Source organism: Streptomyces sp. NPDC051582, from assembly GCF_040681715.1.
Lineage (GTDB): Bacteria > Actinomycetota > Actinomycetes > Streptomycetales > Streptomycetaceae > Streptomyces.
The window spans coordinates 84,939-98,832 of sequence record NZ_JBFAZJ010000008.1 but is presented as its reverse complement, the minus strand read 5'-3'; the positions used below and the strand labels follow the sequence as shown (position 1 = coordinate 98,832).

The window sequence follows — 13,894 nt, the reverse complement described above, 5'->3', positions numbered from 1 at the left end:
GTGGCACGATGCTGGCTCCCCGTCACCCCTCGCACAGGAGACACCCCGCGTGCCGCACCGCCCCGCCGAGCTGACGCCGACACCGGAATTCCTGGCCCACAGCAGCGCCAGGCCGCTCCACTGGCTCGCCACGGCCACCGCCATGGCCGCCGTCGTAGCCCTCGCGGGAATCATCCAGCCGGACGCCTCCGCCACCGGCCACGCCGGCCCCGCAGGCACCTCCGCGGCCCCCGCGAGCGGCCCGCAGGCCACCGCCCCCGACCCGGCGGCCGTCACGTACCCGCTGGACTGCAAGGGCCTGCCGACGGCCGTCACCGCCACCGCCCGGGGCGACCTCGACGGCGACGGCCGCCCCGAGACCGTCGCCGCCGTACGCTGCGACGCCGGATCCGGCACCCCGCCCCACGCGATCTACGTACTCGCCCAGGACAAGACCCCCGGCGCCACCCCGAGGATCGTCGCGACCCTGCTGGAGGCCGGGAAACGACAAACCGCCGCCGATCTCACGATCAGCGACGGAGTCGTCACCGCCAGTCTCCTCGGTTACTCCTCGCCCCAGGTGCCCCGCTACAGCCCCGACGTGAAACAGCTCGCCAAGTGGCGCTGGAGCGGCGGAAAATTCCGCCAGGAGCTGACGAACTCAGACGCCAGGAGTGTTTGAACCGTCACTCCGCGTCTGGACCGAACACCTCGACCCTGTCCGAAACGCGCCTTACGTGAATGCAGTCACCCGGGCACTCCTTCGCCGAGTCCACCACGTCCTGCAGCAGCGTCAGGGGAACCGGAGTCGTCGCCCCCGCCTCCGCCAGAAGCTCGTCCTCGGGGCTCTTCACGTACGCCAGACCATCGATGTCCAGCTCGAACACCTCCGGCGCGTACTGCACACAGATGCCGTCACCGGTGCACAGGTCCTGGTCGATCCACACCTCAAGCGGCTCGCCGGCCTGCCCGGCACCACCCGTGGAAGCCTCCTGCTGCACGGTCATATCTCCTGCCGTTCCCTGCGCTCAGTGATCCGTTTCCGCCACGAGCCGCGGCAAGTCGCGCGAGCCCTGACGGGTGTTGAACACTTCGACCTTACAACCGGCTGCTTTCCGATGTTGATGGGTGGGTATTTCCTTGGCGTGAGGGAGTACGCAAGGGTGAAGATCGGACACACCTCTACCGTCTTTGTGATCTAGGGGTTTCAATCACCACCAGCCCAGGTAGGGTCAGGAAGCGTCCAGCTCCCCTTGGAGGAGGTGAGGACCGTGGCAGCCCACGACGACGACATCAACCGCGGCATCCGGCCGGGGCGAGGGTCTGAAGACCCCGCCGGTCAGGTTGCCTATCTCGAGCAGGAAATCGCCGTCCTGCGACGTAAGCTCGCCGACTCTCCGCGACACACGAGGATTCTCGAAGAGCGGATCGTCGAGCTCCAGACAAACCTGGCCGGCGTCTCCGCGCAAAACGAGCGACTGGCAAATACGCTCCGTGAGGCCCGCGACCAGATCATCGCACTCAAGGAGGAAGTCGACCGGCTCGCGCAGCCGCCGGCCGGCTTCGGTGTCTTCCTTCAGGCGAACGAAGACGGCACCGTCGACATCTTCACCGGCGGCCGAAAGCTCCGCGTGAACGTCAGCCCCAGCGTCGAACCGGAAGACCTCCGGCGCGGCCAGGAGGTCATGCTCAACGAGGCCCTCAACGTGGTCGAGGCCATGGAGTTCGAAAGGGCCGGGGACATCGTCACCCTCAAGGAGATCCTTGAGGACGGCGAGCGCGCCCTGGTGGTCGGGCACACCGACGAGGAAAGGGTGGTGAGGCTCGCCGAGCCGCTCCTGGACATCACCATCCGCCCCGGCGACGCCCTCCTGCTCGAACCCCGCTCCGGCTACGTTTACGAGGTCGTCCCCAAGAGCGAGGTCGAGGACCTGGTCCTCGAAGAGGTCCCCGACATCGACTACGAGAAGATCGGCGGCCTGGGCGACCAGATCGAACTGATCCGCGACGCGGTCGAGCTCCCGTACCTCTACCCCGACCTCTTCAAGGAACACGAACTGCGGCCCCCGAAGGGCATCCTGCTCTACGGCCCTCCCGGCTGCGGCAAGACGCTCATCGCCAAGGCGGTGGCCAACTCCCTTGCCAAGAAGGTCGCCGAAGTGACCGGACAGGCCCAGGGCAAGTCCTACTTCCTGAACATCAAGGGCCCCGAACTCCTCAACAAGTACGTCGGCGAGACCGAGCGGCACATCCGCCTCGTCTTCCAGCGTGCCCGCGAGAAGGCCAGCGAGGGCACCCCCGTCATCGTCTTCTTCGACGAGATGGAATCCCTCTTCCGCACCCGCGGATCCGGCGTCAGCTCGGACGTGGAGAACACCATCGTCCCCCAGCTGCTCGCCGAGATCGACGGCGTGGAAGGCCTGGAGAACGTCATCGTCATCGGCGCCTCCAACCGCGAGGACATGATCGACCCGGCCATCCTGCGCCCCGGCCGGCTCGACGTGAAGATCAAGATCGAGCGCCCCGACGCCGAAGCGGCGAAGGACATCTTCGCCAAGTACCTCAAGGCCTCGCTGCCGCTCCACACCGACGACCTCACCGAGCACTCCGGCTCGCCCGAGGTCGCCGTCCACAGCATGATCCAGACGGTCGTCGAGCAGATGTACGCCGAAACCGAGGAAAACCGCTTCCTTGAGGTCACGTACGCCAACGGCGACAAGGAAGTCCTGTACTTCAAGGACTTCAACTCCGGCGCCATGATCCAGAACATCGTGGACCGGGCCAAGAAGATGGCGATCAAGGCCTTCCTCGAACACAACCAGAAGGGCCTGCGGGTCGCACACCTGCTCCAGGCCTGCGTGGACGAGTTCAAGGAGAACGAGGACCTGCCCAACACCACCAACCCCGACGACTGGGCCCGGATCTCCGGCAAGAAGGGCGAGCGGATCGTATTCATCCGCACCCTCGTCACCGGAAAGCAGGGCGCGGACACCGGACGCTCCATCGACACGGTGGCAAACACCGGTCAGTACCTCTGATCGAACTGGGCGGCTGCGGGTGCCCTGCCCGGGCACCCGCAGCCGACTGCTTTACCGACTGCTTTTCAGCCGGTGACGGAGTGAAGTCAATGACTGAAATGATCTCCCCACCAGCGCGGAGTGGTTCTAGGCTCTTCCGTACCGCCGGTCGCGCAGTGCGGGGACGGGCACCGCACACGCACCGGAGCACCAGCGGTACTTGAGCGCCGCTCCCGAACGGGAGCGCCGCCGGGCAAGGAGGGCCGCATGACCGTACGGCGAGTAATGGGAATCGAGACGGAGTACGGGATCTCCGTCCCGGGGCACCCGAACGCCAATGCCATGCTCACCTCGTCCCAGATCGTCAACGCCTACGCGGCGGCGATGCACCGGGCGCGCCGCGCCCGCTGGGACTTCGAGGAGGAGAACCCGCTGCGGGACGCCCGCGGCTTCGACCTCGCCCGCGAGGCCGCCGACAACAGCCAGCTCACCGACGAGGACATCGGCCTCGCCAACGTCATCCTCACCAACGGCGCACGCCTCTACGTCGACCACGCACACCCCGAATACAGCTCCCCGGAGATCACCAACCCGCTCGACGCCGTCCTCTGGGACAAGGCCGGCGAGCGGATCATGGCCGAGGCCGCCGTACGGGCCGCCCAGCTCCCCGGCGCCCAGCCCATCCACCTCTACAAGAACAACACCGACAACAAGGGCGCCTCCTACGGCACGCACGAGAACTACCTGATGAAGCGGGAGACCCCCTTCTCGGAGATCGTGCGCCACCTGACCCCCTTCTTCGTCTCCCGCCAGGTCGTCACCGGCGCCGGACGGGTGGGGATCGGCCAGGACGGCCGCGAGCACGGCTTCCAGATCAGCCAGCGCGCGGACTACTTCGAGGTCGAGGTGGGCCTGGAGACCACGCTCAAGCGGCCCATCATCAACACGCGCGACGAGCCCCACTCGGACGCCGAGAAGTACCGCCGGCTGCACGTGATCATCGGCGACGCCAACCTCTCCGAGATCTCCACCTACCTCAAGCTCGGCACCACGGCGCTCGTCCTCTCGATGATCGAGGACTCCTTCATCAACGTCGACCTGGCCGTGGATCAGCCCGTCCGGACCCTGCACCAGGTCTCCCACGACCCCGACCTGCAACACCTGATCACGCTGCGCAGCGGCCGCACGCTGACCGCCGTACAACTCCAGATGGAGTACTTCGAGCTGGCCAGGAAGTACGTGGACGAGCGTTTCGGCTCGGACGCGGACGAGCAGACCAAGGACGTGCTGGCCCGCTGGGAGGACGTGCTGGGCCGGCTGGAGAGCGACCCGATGAGCCTGTCGGGGGAGCTGGACTGGATCGCGAAGCGCGAGATCCTGGAGGGCTACCGCAGGCGGGACGGGCTCGGCTGGGACGCCGCCCGGCTCCATCTGGTGGACCTCCAGTACGCGGACGTACGGCCCGAGAAGGGCCTGTACAACCGCCTGGTGGCCCGCGGCAAGATGAAGCGGCTGGTGGACGAGCCGGCCGTGGAGCGGGCGCAGGGCAAGCCGCCGGAGGACACCCGGGCGTACTTCCGGGGCCGGTGCCTGGAGCAGTACGCGGACGACGTGGCCGCGGCCTCGTGGGACTCGGTGATCTTCGACCTCCCGGGCCGCGACTCGCTCCAGCGGGTCCCGACGCTGGAACCCCTGCGGGGTACGCGCAAGCACGTGAAGGAGCTCCTGGACCGCTGCCGCACGGCGGAGGACCTGGTGCGGGTACTGAGCGGGAACTGAGGGCTGAAAAGCCCCCGGTCCGGGAATCATGAAAGCAGCCGCACGTTATGAAAGTGCGGGGACGAATGTCGGGCCCTCCTTGTAGGGTCCGACGTAGGGTCTGATCTTGAGAGATCCCGATCCCGGGGTCTCTCGACATGAGCGCGCGAACCGAGCGGGGTGAGGTAGACATGGCGACCAAGGACACCGGCGGCGGACAGCAGAAGGCGACTCGCTCGACCGAGGAGGTCGAGGAGGCGGCGGTCGAGGAATCGACCGACCTCAAGGAGCGACAGGAAAAGCTCTCCGACGACGTCGACTCCGTACTCGACGAAATCGATGATGTGCTTGAGGAGAACGCCGAGGACTTCGTGCGCTCCTTCGTGCAAAAGGGTGGCCAGTAGGCCCGTTTCTCCTTCGAATTGAAGGTGGCTGGGTGGGTCTGGTTGGGTCGGAGCAAGTGAAGTCGTGTGCCCGATGCGGCGAAGGCAAGCCGCATCGGGAGTTCGCTCCCAAGCGAGCCAACTTGGACGGGCTGCAGAGGCACTGCCGTGACTGCGGCGCTGAGTCTCACAGGAAGCGCGAGGCGGCTATGGGCAGGCGGTCGAGGCCGTCAGCCCCGGAAGGCTACAAGCACTGTCTCGGGTGCGGTGAAGCGAAACCCCAATCCGAATGGCATCGCAACAGCGCGGCCTCTGACGGTCTCGCTACACGCTGCAAGGCGTGCCGTGCAATCGGAAACCGGGTGGGCCACCTTAAGCGGGCCTATGGAATCACCGAGGCTGAGCGTGACGAGATGATCGCCATGCAGGGCGGCGTCTGCTGCATCTGTCTAACGGCTCCAGCCGTGCACGTGGATCACTGCCACGAGACGGGTAGGGTCCGAGGCGTACTTTGTCTCAACTGCAACATGGGCCTCGGCCTGTTGAAGGAGAACCCCGACCGCATCCGTCGGGCCATCCAATACCTGGAGGGAACGCGTGGAAGCCAACACTCGTAGCACGGGGCGTCTACCGGCAGCCTTCCTGACGCCGGGTTCGTCTTCGTTCATGGACTTCCTCGGGGCGCACTCGCCCGAGATGCTGCCGGGGAACCGGAAGCTGCCCGAGGGGGTCGTCGAGGCGCCGCACGGGACGACCATCGTCGCCGCCACCTTCCCCGGCGGGGTCGTGCTGGCCGGTGACCGGCGCGCGACCATGGGGAACATGATCGCGCAGCGGGACATCGAGAAGGTGTTCCCGGCCGACGAGTACTCCGCGGTGGGCATCGCCGGTACGGCCGGTCTGGCCGTGGAGATGGTCAAGCTGTTCCAGCTGGAGCTGGAGCACTTCGAGAAGGTGGAGGGGACGACCCTCTCCCTGGAGGGCAAGGCCAACCGGCTCTCCACCATGATCCGGAGCAATCTGGGCATGGCGATGCAGGGGCTGGCCGTCGTGCCGCTGTTCGCGGGGTACGACGAGGCCAAGGAGAAGGGCCGGATCTTCTCCTACGACGTGACCGGCGGCCGCTCCGAGGAGCACGGCTATGCCGCGACCGGCTCCGGTTCGATCTTCGCCCGGGGCTCCATGAAGAAGCTGTTCCGGCCTGATCTGACGGAGGAGCAGGCCACCACCCTGGTCGTGCAGGCGCTGTACGACGCCGCCGACGACGACTCGGCGACGGGCGGTCCGGACCTGTACCGCCACATCTACCCGATCGTCACGGTCATCACCGACGAGGGCTTCCGCAGGCTGACGGACGATGAGTCGCAGGAGCTCGCCCGTACCGTCACCAACCACCGGCTGGAGCAGCCCGACGGCCCGCGCGCCGCCCTGCTCTGACCACTCCTCTCGTCGCCCAGAAGAAAGGGACGGACAACCGGTGTCGACTCCGTTCTATGTGTCACCCCAGCAGGCCATGGCCGACCGGGCGGAATACGCCCGGAAGGGCATCGCCCGCGGTCGCAGCCTTGTCGTGCTGCAGTACGCCGACGGCATCGTGTTCGTCGGCGAGAACCCGTCCCGCGCGCTGCACAAGTTCAGCGAGATCTACGACCGGATCGGCTTCGCGGCCGCCGGCAAGTACAACGAGTACGAGAACCTGCGGATCGGCGGCGTTCGCTACGCCGATCTGCGCGGGTACACCTACGACCGCGACGATGTGACGGCCCGTGGGCTGGCCAACGTCTACGCGCAGACGCTGGGCACGATCTTCTCCAGCGCAGGCGAGAAGCCGTACGAGGTGGAGCTGGTCGTGGCCGAGGTCGGTGCCACGGCCGCGGGCGACCAGATCTACCGGCTGCCGCACGACGGTTCGATCGTGGACGAGCACGGCTCGGTCGCGGTCGGCGGCAATGCCGAGCAGATCAGCACGTACCTGGACCAGCGCCACCGGGACGGGATGACCCTGTCGGAGGCGCTGAAGCTGGCGGTGCAGGCGCTGTCCAGCCAGGCGAACGGTACGGACAAGACGATTCCGGCGGAGCGGCTGGAGGTCGCGGTGCTGGACCGGACGCGGGCCCAGCAGCGGAAGTTCAAGCGGATCCGGGGGCGGCAGCTGTCGCGGCTGCTGGAGGCGGACGTCACGGCGGCCGTGCAGGCGGATGCCGTGTCGAACGACGAGGCTCCCGAGGACGATTCCGAGTAGGGATCCCGCGCGTGAGCGCCCCCGGCCTTCGGGCCGGGGGCGCTTTCGCGTTCACGGGGTCAGGCGGGGTCAGGCGGGGGCGGGGCCGGTGGAGGCGCGGACGACGAGGTCGACCGGGAGGTCGGGGGCGGTCCAGGGGGCGCCGTCGAGGGCGGCGAGGAGGGCGGTCATGCCCTGTTCGCCTACGCGTTCGGCGGGGAGGTGGACGGTGGTGAGTTCGGGTTCGACGGCGGTGGCGAGGGCGAGGTCGTCGAAGCCGGTGACGGAGAGGTCCTCGGGGACGCGCAGGCCGAGGCGGCGGGCGGCTTTGCAGGCGCCGGCGGCCAGGACGTCGTCGTCGCAGACGACGGCGGTGGGCCTGGCTCCGGGGGCCGCGAGGACCGCCTCCATGGCCGTGTGGGCGTCGGCGACGGTGAGCGGGGCCCGTACGGTGCGCAGCTCGGCGTGGGGGCCCAGCAGGGCGGCCAGGGCTTCGGCGCGGACGTCGAAGGTCCAGGAGTCGACGGCGGAGGCGAGGTGGAGGACGCGGCGGTGGCCGAGGGCGAGGAGGTGCTCGGTGATCTGGCGCATGCCGTCGGCCATGGCGAGGTTGACGTGGGCGGCGGCGCGCGTGGCGGTGGGGTCGCTGTCGAGCATGACGAGGGGGAGTTCGGTGTCGCCGCCGATGGCGTCGAGGGCGTGGGCGGCCATGGAGGAGGCGATGACGCCGTCGAGGGCGGCGCTGGCGGAGGGGAAGGGGTCGCGGGCGGGGCCGGTGCCGTCGGGGGAGGGGTAGAGGACGACGCCGAAGCCGTGTTCGGCGGCGATGCGGGCGGCGCCGGTGTAGACGCGGGCGAAGAACTCGTTGGTGAGGGCGGGGACGACGAGGAGGGCGGTGCGGGTGGAGCCGAGGCGGAGGTTGCGGGCGGCGAGGTTGGGCCGGTAGCCGAGGGTGGTGGCGGCTTCGCGCACCAGGCCGGCGGTGCGTTCGGAGACGCGGCCGCGCCATTTGTCGCCGAGGACGAGGGAGACGGTGGCCTGCGAGACCCCGGCGGCGGTGGCCACGTCCCGGCTGGTGGGTCTCGTCACACCGTGCTCCTGTTGTCCGAGGTCGGAGGGGGTGGGGTGATGGTCGGGTTGGACCCCCGTGGTGTGGCCATGGTACGTATGACCTCCGACGTTATACGTATTACTAGATTGACTCCCGGCTGGACTCCGGGCAGAAGGGGGCGGACATGGCCGCGGGATACGCGGAGCTGCTCAGGACCCGGCATGCCGCGAGGCTGCTGGCGGGCACGCTCGTCGGCCGGCTGCCGAACGCCACCGCGGCGATCGCGATCGTGCTGTTCACGCGCGCGGAGGGCGGCAGCTACAGCCTCGCGGGCGCGCTCGCGGCGGTCTACGGAGTGGCGAACGCGGTGGGTCAGCCGCTGCTGGGGCGGGCCGTGGACCTCTTCGGGCAGCCGCGCGTGCAGCTGCCGGCCGCGGTGCTCTCGGCGCTGGGCATGGCGTGGCTCGCGTTCGCGGGCACCGTGTCGGCGGCGGTCGCGTACGGGGCCGTGGTCGTCGGCGGGTTCTTCGCACCGCCGCTGGAGGGCGGGCTGCGGGCGCTGTGGCCCTCGGTGCTCGGCGGCAAGCAGGAGCGGGTGCACGCCGCGTACGCGATGGACGCGGTGGCGCAGGAGATCATGTACACGGTCGGGCCGCTGCTGGTGACGGTGTGCGTCTCGCTGTGGGATCCGGCCGGCGCGCTGCTGGTGATCCATGCGCTCGGTGTCGTGGGGGCGCTGTCCGTGGTGCTCAGCGAGCCCTCGCGGAAGTGGCGTTCGGAGCCGCGCGAGGCGCACTGGCTGGGCGCGCTGCGCTCGACGGGGCTGCGGGCTCTGCTGGGCGCGTTCTTCTTCGTGGGAATGGCGCTGGGCTCGATCACGGTGGCGGGTGTGGCGTACGCCGATGACCACGGGGGCCAGTCGGTGTACGGCTGGCTGATGGCGGCGCTGGGTCTGGGCGCGCTGGCCGGCGGGGTGCTCTACGGGGCGCGCCAGTGGGCGGGTGCGCCGGAGCGGCGGCTGCGCGTGATCGTGGCGCTGTTGGCGGTGTGCTACCTGCCGCTGGTACTGGTTCCGGGGCCGGTGGCGATGACGGCGCTGGCGGCGCTGGCGGGCGTGTTCCTGGCGCCCGCGCTGGCGTGCGCCTTCATCGTCGTGGACCGGCACGCTCCGGCGGGAACGGTGACGGAGGCGTTCTCGTGGCTGGTGACCTTCTTCGGTGTGGGCGCGGCGATCGGCACGGCCGCGGCGGGTCCGGCGGTGGAACTGGGTGGTTCGGCGAGCGGGTTCGCCGTGGCGTGTGTAGCGGGTGCGTCGGCGTTGCTGGTGCTGACGCTCACTCAGCGCGTCATGGCCGCTCCGGGCCGGACCCGTACGGTGACGGGTTCGCCCGCCGTGGCCGCGGAAGGCGTCGGCGGGGGCGTGCCGGAGGGCCCGTCGGGCGGTCCGGCGGAGCGGCTCGTCGGCAACTGATCGAAACGGCGTTCACGAACCCGGTTTCAGAACAGTGCGGAAGGCGTAATGTTCAGTCATGGACCGCCGCATTTTCGGGCTGGAGAACGAGTACGGCGTCACGTGCACGTTCAGGGGACAGCGCCGACTGTCTCCTGACGAAGTGGCGCGCTACCTCTTCCGCCGTGTTGTGTCATGGGGCCGCAGCAGCAATGTCTTCCTGCGGAACGGCGCCCGCCTGTACCTCGACGTGGGTTCGCATCCGGAATATGCAACTCCCGAATGTGACAACGTGACGGAACTCGTCACGCACGACAAGGCAGGCGAGCGCATTCTCGAAGGTCTGCTCGTCGACGCCGAACGCCGCCTGCACGAGGAGGGAATCGCGGGCGACGTCTATCTCTTCAAGAACAACACCGACTCGGCGGGCAACTCGTACGGCTGCCACGAGAACTATCTGGTGGCCCGGCACGGGGAATTCTCCCGCCTGGCGGACATCCTCATTCCGTTCCTCGTCACGCGCCAGCTGATCTGCGGCGCGGGCAAGGTGCTGCAGACCCCCCGGGGTGCGGTCTACTGCGTGAGCCAGCGGGCCGAGCACATCTGGGAGGGCGTCAGTTCCGCGACGACCCGGTCGCGGCCGATCATCAACACCCGGGACGAGCCGCACGCGGACGCCGAGCGCTACCGCCGCCTGCACGTGATCGTCGGGGACTCGAACATGTCCGAGACGACCATGCTGCTGAAGGTCGGTGCGACCGACCTGGTGCTGCGCATGATCGAGGCGGGCACGGTGATGCGGGACCTGACCCTGGAGAACCCGATCCGGGCGATCCGCGAGGTCAGCCACGACATCACGGGCCAGCGCAAGGTGCGTCTGGCGAGCGGCCGCGAGGCCTCGGCGCTGGAGATCCAGCGCGAGTACTACGACAAGGCCGTGGACTTCGCCGAGCGCCGGGGGATCCGTACCGGCACCGTGGACCAGGTGCTGGAGCTGTGGGGCCGCGCCCTCGACGCGATCGACGCGGAGGACCTGGACCGGATCGGGACCGAGATCGACTGGGTCATGAAGTACCAGCTGATCGAGCGGTACCGGGCCAAGCACGGCATGACCATGTCGAACCCGCGGGTGGCGCAGATAGACCTCGCGTACCACGACATCCACCGCCGGCGCGGGCTGTACTACCTGCTGGAGCGCAAGGGGCAGGCGGCGCGGATCTGCAACGACCTCAAGATCTTCGAGGGCAAGTCGGTGCCGCCGCAGACGACGCGGGCGCGGCTGCGCGGCGATTTCATCCGCCGGGCGCAGGAGCAGCGGCGGGACTTCACGGTCGACTGGGTGCACCTGAAGCTGAACGACCAGGCGCAGCGGACCGTGCTGTGCAAGGACCCGTTCCGGTCGGTGGACGACCGGGTGGAGAAGCTGATCGCGGGGATGTGAGATCCCGCTGATCTTGGGCAGGGCCCCGTACGGATCTCGTACGGGGCCCTGCCCACGGCTTAGAGTGGCGTCGACCGCACCGCCGTCTGAGATCTGAGGAACACGTGCGCCGACTTGCCGGCCTGCTTGTCGTACCCCTTCTGCTGCTGTCGACAGCAGCCTGTGGCGACAGCGGCTCCGACTCTGCCGAGATGAAGAACGGGGCGCCCGCGATCACCAAGGGTGCCAAGTTCGGTGAGACCCCGACCCTGTCGAAGGGCAAGGGGGACCCGCCGAAGGAACTGAAGGTCGTGACCGTCAGCGAGGGCGACGGCCCGGTGCTGAAGAAGGGCGATGTCGCCCAGGTCAACTACCTCGGTCAGGTCTGGGACGGCAAGGAGCCGTTCGACCAGAGCTTCGGCAAGGGCAAGCCGTTCGAGGTGACCATCGGTGCCGGAATGGTCATCAAGGGCTGGGACCAGGGCCTTGAGGGCAAGAAGGTCGGCAGCCGCCTGGAGCTGGTGATCCCGCCGGACCTCGGTTACGGCGACAAGGGCTCCGGCGACAAGATCAAGCCGAACGCCACGCTGGTCTTCGTCGTGGACATCGTCAAGGGCACCTCGGTCCCGGCCTCGGCCAAGGGCAAGGAGGTCGCGCAGGACGACAAGGACCTGCCGAAGATCGGTACGAACACGGACGGCAAGGAAGTCTCCGTGACCGTTCCGAAGGACGTGACGCCGCCGGCGAAGCTGGTCTCGAACTACGTGCTGGAGAGTGACGGCGCGGCCGTCAAGGACACCGACAGCGTCGTGGTCAAGTTCAACGGCAAGACGTGGAAGGACGACAAGACCTTCGAAAGCACGTACGCCACGGACCAGACGGTGACCTGGCCGATGGACCAGCTCTCGGTCAAGGGGCTCAAGGAGGGCCTGGTCGGCAAGAAGGTCGGCAGCCGCATCCTCCTGGTCATCCCGCCGGACCAGGGCTTCGGCGACAAGGAGACGGGCACCATCCCGGCCAACTCGACGCTGGTCTTCAGCCTCGACATCCTCGCCGTGATGTAAGACTGTCCGGGTTGGCCTGATTCAGTTTTGAGGAGCAGTTCCGTGAGCAACCAGCTCGAAAAGCCCGAGATCGACTTCCCCGACTTCCCGGTCCCGGCCGACCTGGTCATCGAGGACATCTGGGAGGGCGACGGTCCCGTGGCCGAGGCCGGCAAGAAGGTCTCCGTCCACTACGTGGGCGTGTCCTATTCCACCGGTGAGGAGTTCGACGCCTCCTGGAACCGCGGCGCCCCGCTGCAGTTCATCCTGGGCATCGGTCAGGTCATCGCCGGCTGGGACCAGGGTGTCCAGGGCATGAAGGTCGGCGGCCGGCGCAAGCTGGTCATCCCGGCCCACCTGGCGTACGGCGACAACAGCCCGACCTCCGCGATCAAGCCGGGCGAGACGCTGATCTTCGTCTGCGACCTGATGGGCGTCTGATCCGACGACCTGCGATCGTAAAAGGGGCCCCCGCCGTCAGGCGGGGGCCCTCGCTTTTGCCGGGGCCCGCCGGGGCGGTACGGTCAACGGTCACGGGGCGTGTCCTGCGTGCCGTGGGTGCAACGTGTGGGCGGAGAAGGGCGGAAGGGCGTCGATGGCGATTGCCAAGGCCGAGCGGCTGATGAATCTGGCGCTGTGTCTGCTGGGGACCCGCCGGCCGCTCAGCAAGCGCGAGCTGCGCGGTTCCATCGAGGCGTACATGGAAGCCGGCAACGACGAGTCGTTCAACCGCATGTTCGAGCGGGACAAGGACGATCTGCGTGAACTCGGCCTGGTCATCGAGACGGTGGAGAACCTGGAGGGCGAGACCGGCTACCTCGCCCGCCGCGACAGCAACCGGCTGCCGCCCGTCTCCCTCGACGCCGAGGAGGCCGCGGCCCTGGGACTCGCGGCCAAGGTCTGGCAGCAGGCCCGCCTCGCCGGAGCCGCCAGTGGCGCCCTGCAGAAGCTGCGGGCGGGCGGGATGCCCGAGGCGGGGGACCCGTACGAGGGCCAGCACAGTGCCATCGAGCCGCGCATCCCGGTCCACGAGGCGGCCTTCGAGCCGCTGATGCTGGCCTGCCGCGACCGCCGGCCGGTGGTCTTCGACTACCGCAAGTCGACCGCCGCGCGCCCCGAGACCCGGCAGGTGGAGCCGTGGGCGCTGGAGTGCTGGCGCGGCCACTGGTACCTGGCCGGATACGACCGCGACCGCGGGGCGGAGCGCGTGTTCCGCCTCTCCCGGATCACCGGCAAGGTCAAGTCCCGGTCGGCCAAGTACACCGCCGAGGTGCCGGACGTGGTCACCGTACGGGAGACCGTGGCGAGCTGGGCCGGCGAGAGCGCGGACCGCTCGGCGCTGATCCGGCTGCGCAGCGGCGCCGGGTACCCGCTGCGGGCCAAGGCCACCGCCGTGCGCGAGGGCGGGGACGGCTGGGACGAGCTGGAGATCCCGTACGGGCACGGGCTCGACGCCTGGCTGGTCGAGTTCGGGCCGGACGTGGTGGTCGTGGAACCCGCCGACCTGCGGGCGGACGTCGTGGACCGGCTGCGCGCCGTGGCCGCGGGCTGAGGCCGCCCGGCGGACCGGAC

The 13,894-nt window shown here is 68.8% G+C and carries 14 protein-coding genes; 12 read left to right on the top strand and 2 right to left on the bottom strand.

Features of this window, described 5'->3' with window-relative positions; translation table 11 throughout:
• Positions 1 to 142: 142 nt before the first annotated feature.
• Complete coding sequence (locus AB0M92_RS13380; RefSeq protein WP_366102377.1) at positions 143 to 661, top strand: hypothetical protein; 519 nt, start codon at positions 143 to 145, stop codon at positions 659 to 661.
• A 4-nt stretch (positions 662 to 665) separates the two neighbouring features.
• Here AB0M92_RS13380 and AB0M92_RS13375 read toward each other — a convergent pair whose 3' ends face one another.
• On the bottom strand, positions 666 to 986 hold the full coding sequence (locus tag AB0M92_RS13375; protein ID WP_366102254.1) for a ferredoxin: 321 nt from the start codon (positions 984 to 986) through the stop codon (positions 666 to 668).
• Positions 987 to 1,250: 264 nt separating this feature from the next.
• Here AB0M92_RS13375 and arc point away from each other — a divergent pair, with 264 nt between their 5' ends.
• From arc to prcA, 6 genes are all read left to right on the top strand, one after another.
• Positions 1,251 to 3,017 carry a proteasome ATPase gene (gene arc, locus AB0M92_RS13370; RefSeq protein ID WP_366102253.1) on the top strand — a complete coding sequence of 589 codons (1,767 nt, stop codon included), beginning with the start codon at positions 1,251 to 1,253 and terminating at the stop codon, positions 3,015 to 3,017.
• Positions 3,018 to 3,263: 246 nt separating this feature from the next.
• Positions 3,264 to 4,775: a depupylase/deamidase Dop gene (gene dop, locus AB0M92_RS13365; RefSeq protein ID WP_366102252.1), complete on the top strand. Its 1,512-nt coding sequence runs from the start codon at positions 3,264 to 3,266 to the stop codon at positions 4,773 to 4,775.
• Positions 4,776 to 4,945: 170 nt separating this feature from the next.
• Positions 4,946 to 5,158 (top strand): ubiquitin-like protein Pup, encoded by a 213-nt coding sequence (locus AB0M92_RS13360; protein ID WP_030016348.1) that lies wholly within the window; start codon positions 4,946 to 4,948, stop codon positions 5,156 to 5,158.
• 188 nt (positions 5,159 to 5,346) lie between these two features.
• Positions 5,347 to 5,754 (top strand): endonuclease VII domain-containing protein, encoded by a 408-nt coding sequence (locus AB0M92_RS13355; RefSeq protein ID WP_366102376.1) that lies wholly within the window; start codon positions 5,347 to 5,349, stop codon positions 5,752 to 5,754.
• Positions 5,735 to 6,574 carry a proteasome subunit beta gene (gene prcB / locus AB0M92_RS13350; RefSeq protein WP_366102251.1) on the top strand — a complete coding sequence of 280 codons (840 nt, stop codon included), beginning with the start codon at positions 5,735 to 5,737 and terminating at the stop codon, positions 6,572 to 6,574. Before AB0M92_RS13355 ends, prcB begins: the two co-directional genes overlap by 20 nt.
• Positions 6,575 to 6,614: 40 nt before the next feature.
• Positions 6,615 to 7,379, top strand: a complete 765-nt coding sequence (gene prcA / locus AB0M92_RS13345; protein ID WP_366102250.1) for a proteasome subunit alpha — start codon at positions 6,615 to 6,617, stop codon at positions 7,377 to 7,379.
• 69 nt (positions 7,380 to 7,448) lie between these two features.
• Here prcA and AB0M92_RS13340 read toward each other — a convergent pair whose 3' ends face one another.
• Positions 7,449 to 8,447: a LacI family DNA-binding transcriptional regulator gene (locus AB0M92_RS13340; protein ID WP_366102249.1), complete on the bottom strand. Its 999-nt coding sequence runs from the start codon at positions 8,445 to 8,447 to the stop codon at positions 7,449 to 7,451.
• A 146-nt stretch (positions 8,448 to 8,593) separates the two neighbouring features.
• Here AB0M92_RS13340 and AB0M92_RS13335 point away from each other — a divergent pair, with 146 nt between their 5' ends.
• The 5 genes from AB0M92_RS13335 to AB0M92_RS13315 all read left to right on the top strand — a co-directional run bounded on the left by AB0M92_RS13335 (position 8,594) and on the right by AB0M92_RS13315 (position 13,874).
• Entirely contained in the window at positions 8,594 to 9,880 is a 1,287-nt protein-coding gene (locus AB0M92_RS13335; RefSeq protein ID WP_366102248.1) for an MFS transporter, read from the top strand.
• 58 nt (positions 9,881 to 9,938) lie between these two features.
• Positions 9,939 to 11,300, top strand: coding sequence for a Pup--protein ligase (gene pafA / locus AB0M92_RS13330; RefSeq protein WP_366102247.1), 1,362 nt, complete (start codon positions 9,939 to 9,941; stop codon positions 11,298 to 11,300).
• A 104-nt stretch (positions 11,301 to 11,404) separates the two neighbouring features.
• A complete protein-coding gene (locus AB0M92_RS13325; protein ID WP_366102246.1) occupies positions 11,405 to 12,343 on the top strand; it encodes an FKBP-type peptidyl-prolyl cis-trans isomerase in 939 nt (312 codons plus the stop codon).
• Positions 12,344 to 12,385: 42 nt separating this feature from the next.
• Positions 12,386 to 12,763, top strand: a complete 378-nt coding sequence (locus AB0M92_RS13320) for an FKBP-type peptidyl-prolyl cis-trans isomerase (RefSeq protein WP_366102245.1) — start codon at positions 12,386 to 12,388, stop codon at positions 12,761 to 12,763.
• Between the two features lie 154 nt (positions 12,764 to 12,917).
• Positions 12,918 to 13,874, top strand: coding sequence for a WYL domain-containing protein (locus AB0M92_RS13315; protein WP_359166016.1), 957 nt, complete (start codon positions 12,918 to 12,920; stop codon positions 13,872 to 13,874).
• The last annotated feature ends 20 nt before the right edge of the window (positions 13,875 to 13,894 follow it).

What these genes read in the sequence shown, in the direction of transcription:
- AB0M92_RS13375 (WP_366102254.1), bottom strand. Translation starts at nt 986, where the DNA reads ATGACCGTGCAGCAGGAGGCTTCCACGGGTGGTGCCGGGCAGGCCGGC.
- pafA (WP_366102247.1), top strand. Translation starts at nt 9,939, where the DNA reads ATGGACCGCCGCATTTTCGGGCTGGAGAACGAGTACGGCGTCACGTGC.
- AB0M92_RS13360 (WP_030016348.1), top strand. Translation starts at nt 4,946, where the DNA reads ATGGCGACCAAGGACACCGGCGGCGGACAGCAGAAGGCGACTCGCTCG.
- dop (WP_366102252.1), top strand. Translation starts at nt 3,264, where the DNA reads ATGACCGTACGGCGAGTAATGGGAATCGAGACGGAGTACGGGATCTCC.
- AB0M92_RS13355 (WP_366102376.1), top strand. Translation starts at nt 5,347, where the DNA reads ATGGGCAGGCGGTCGAGGCCGTCAGCCCCGGAAGGCTACAAGCACTGT.
- AB0M92_RS13335 (WP_366102248.1), top strand. Translation starts at nt 8,594, where the DNA reads ATGGCCGCGGGATACGCGGAGCTGCTCAGGACCCGGCATGCCGCGAGG.
- AB0M92_RS13315 (WP_359166016.1), top strand. Translation starts at nt 12,918, where the DNA reads ATGGCGATTGCCAAGGCCGAGCGGCTGATGAATCTGGCGCTGTGTCTG.
- AB0M92_RS13380 (WP_366102377.1), top strand. Translation starts at nt 143, where the DNA reads ATGGCCGCCGTCGTAGCCCTCGCGGGAATCATCCAGCCGGACGCCTCC.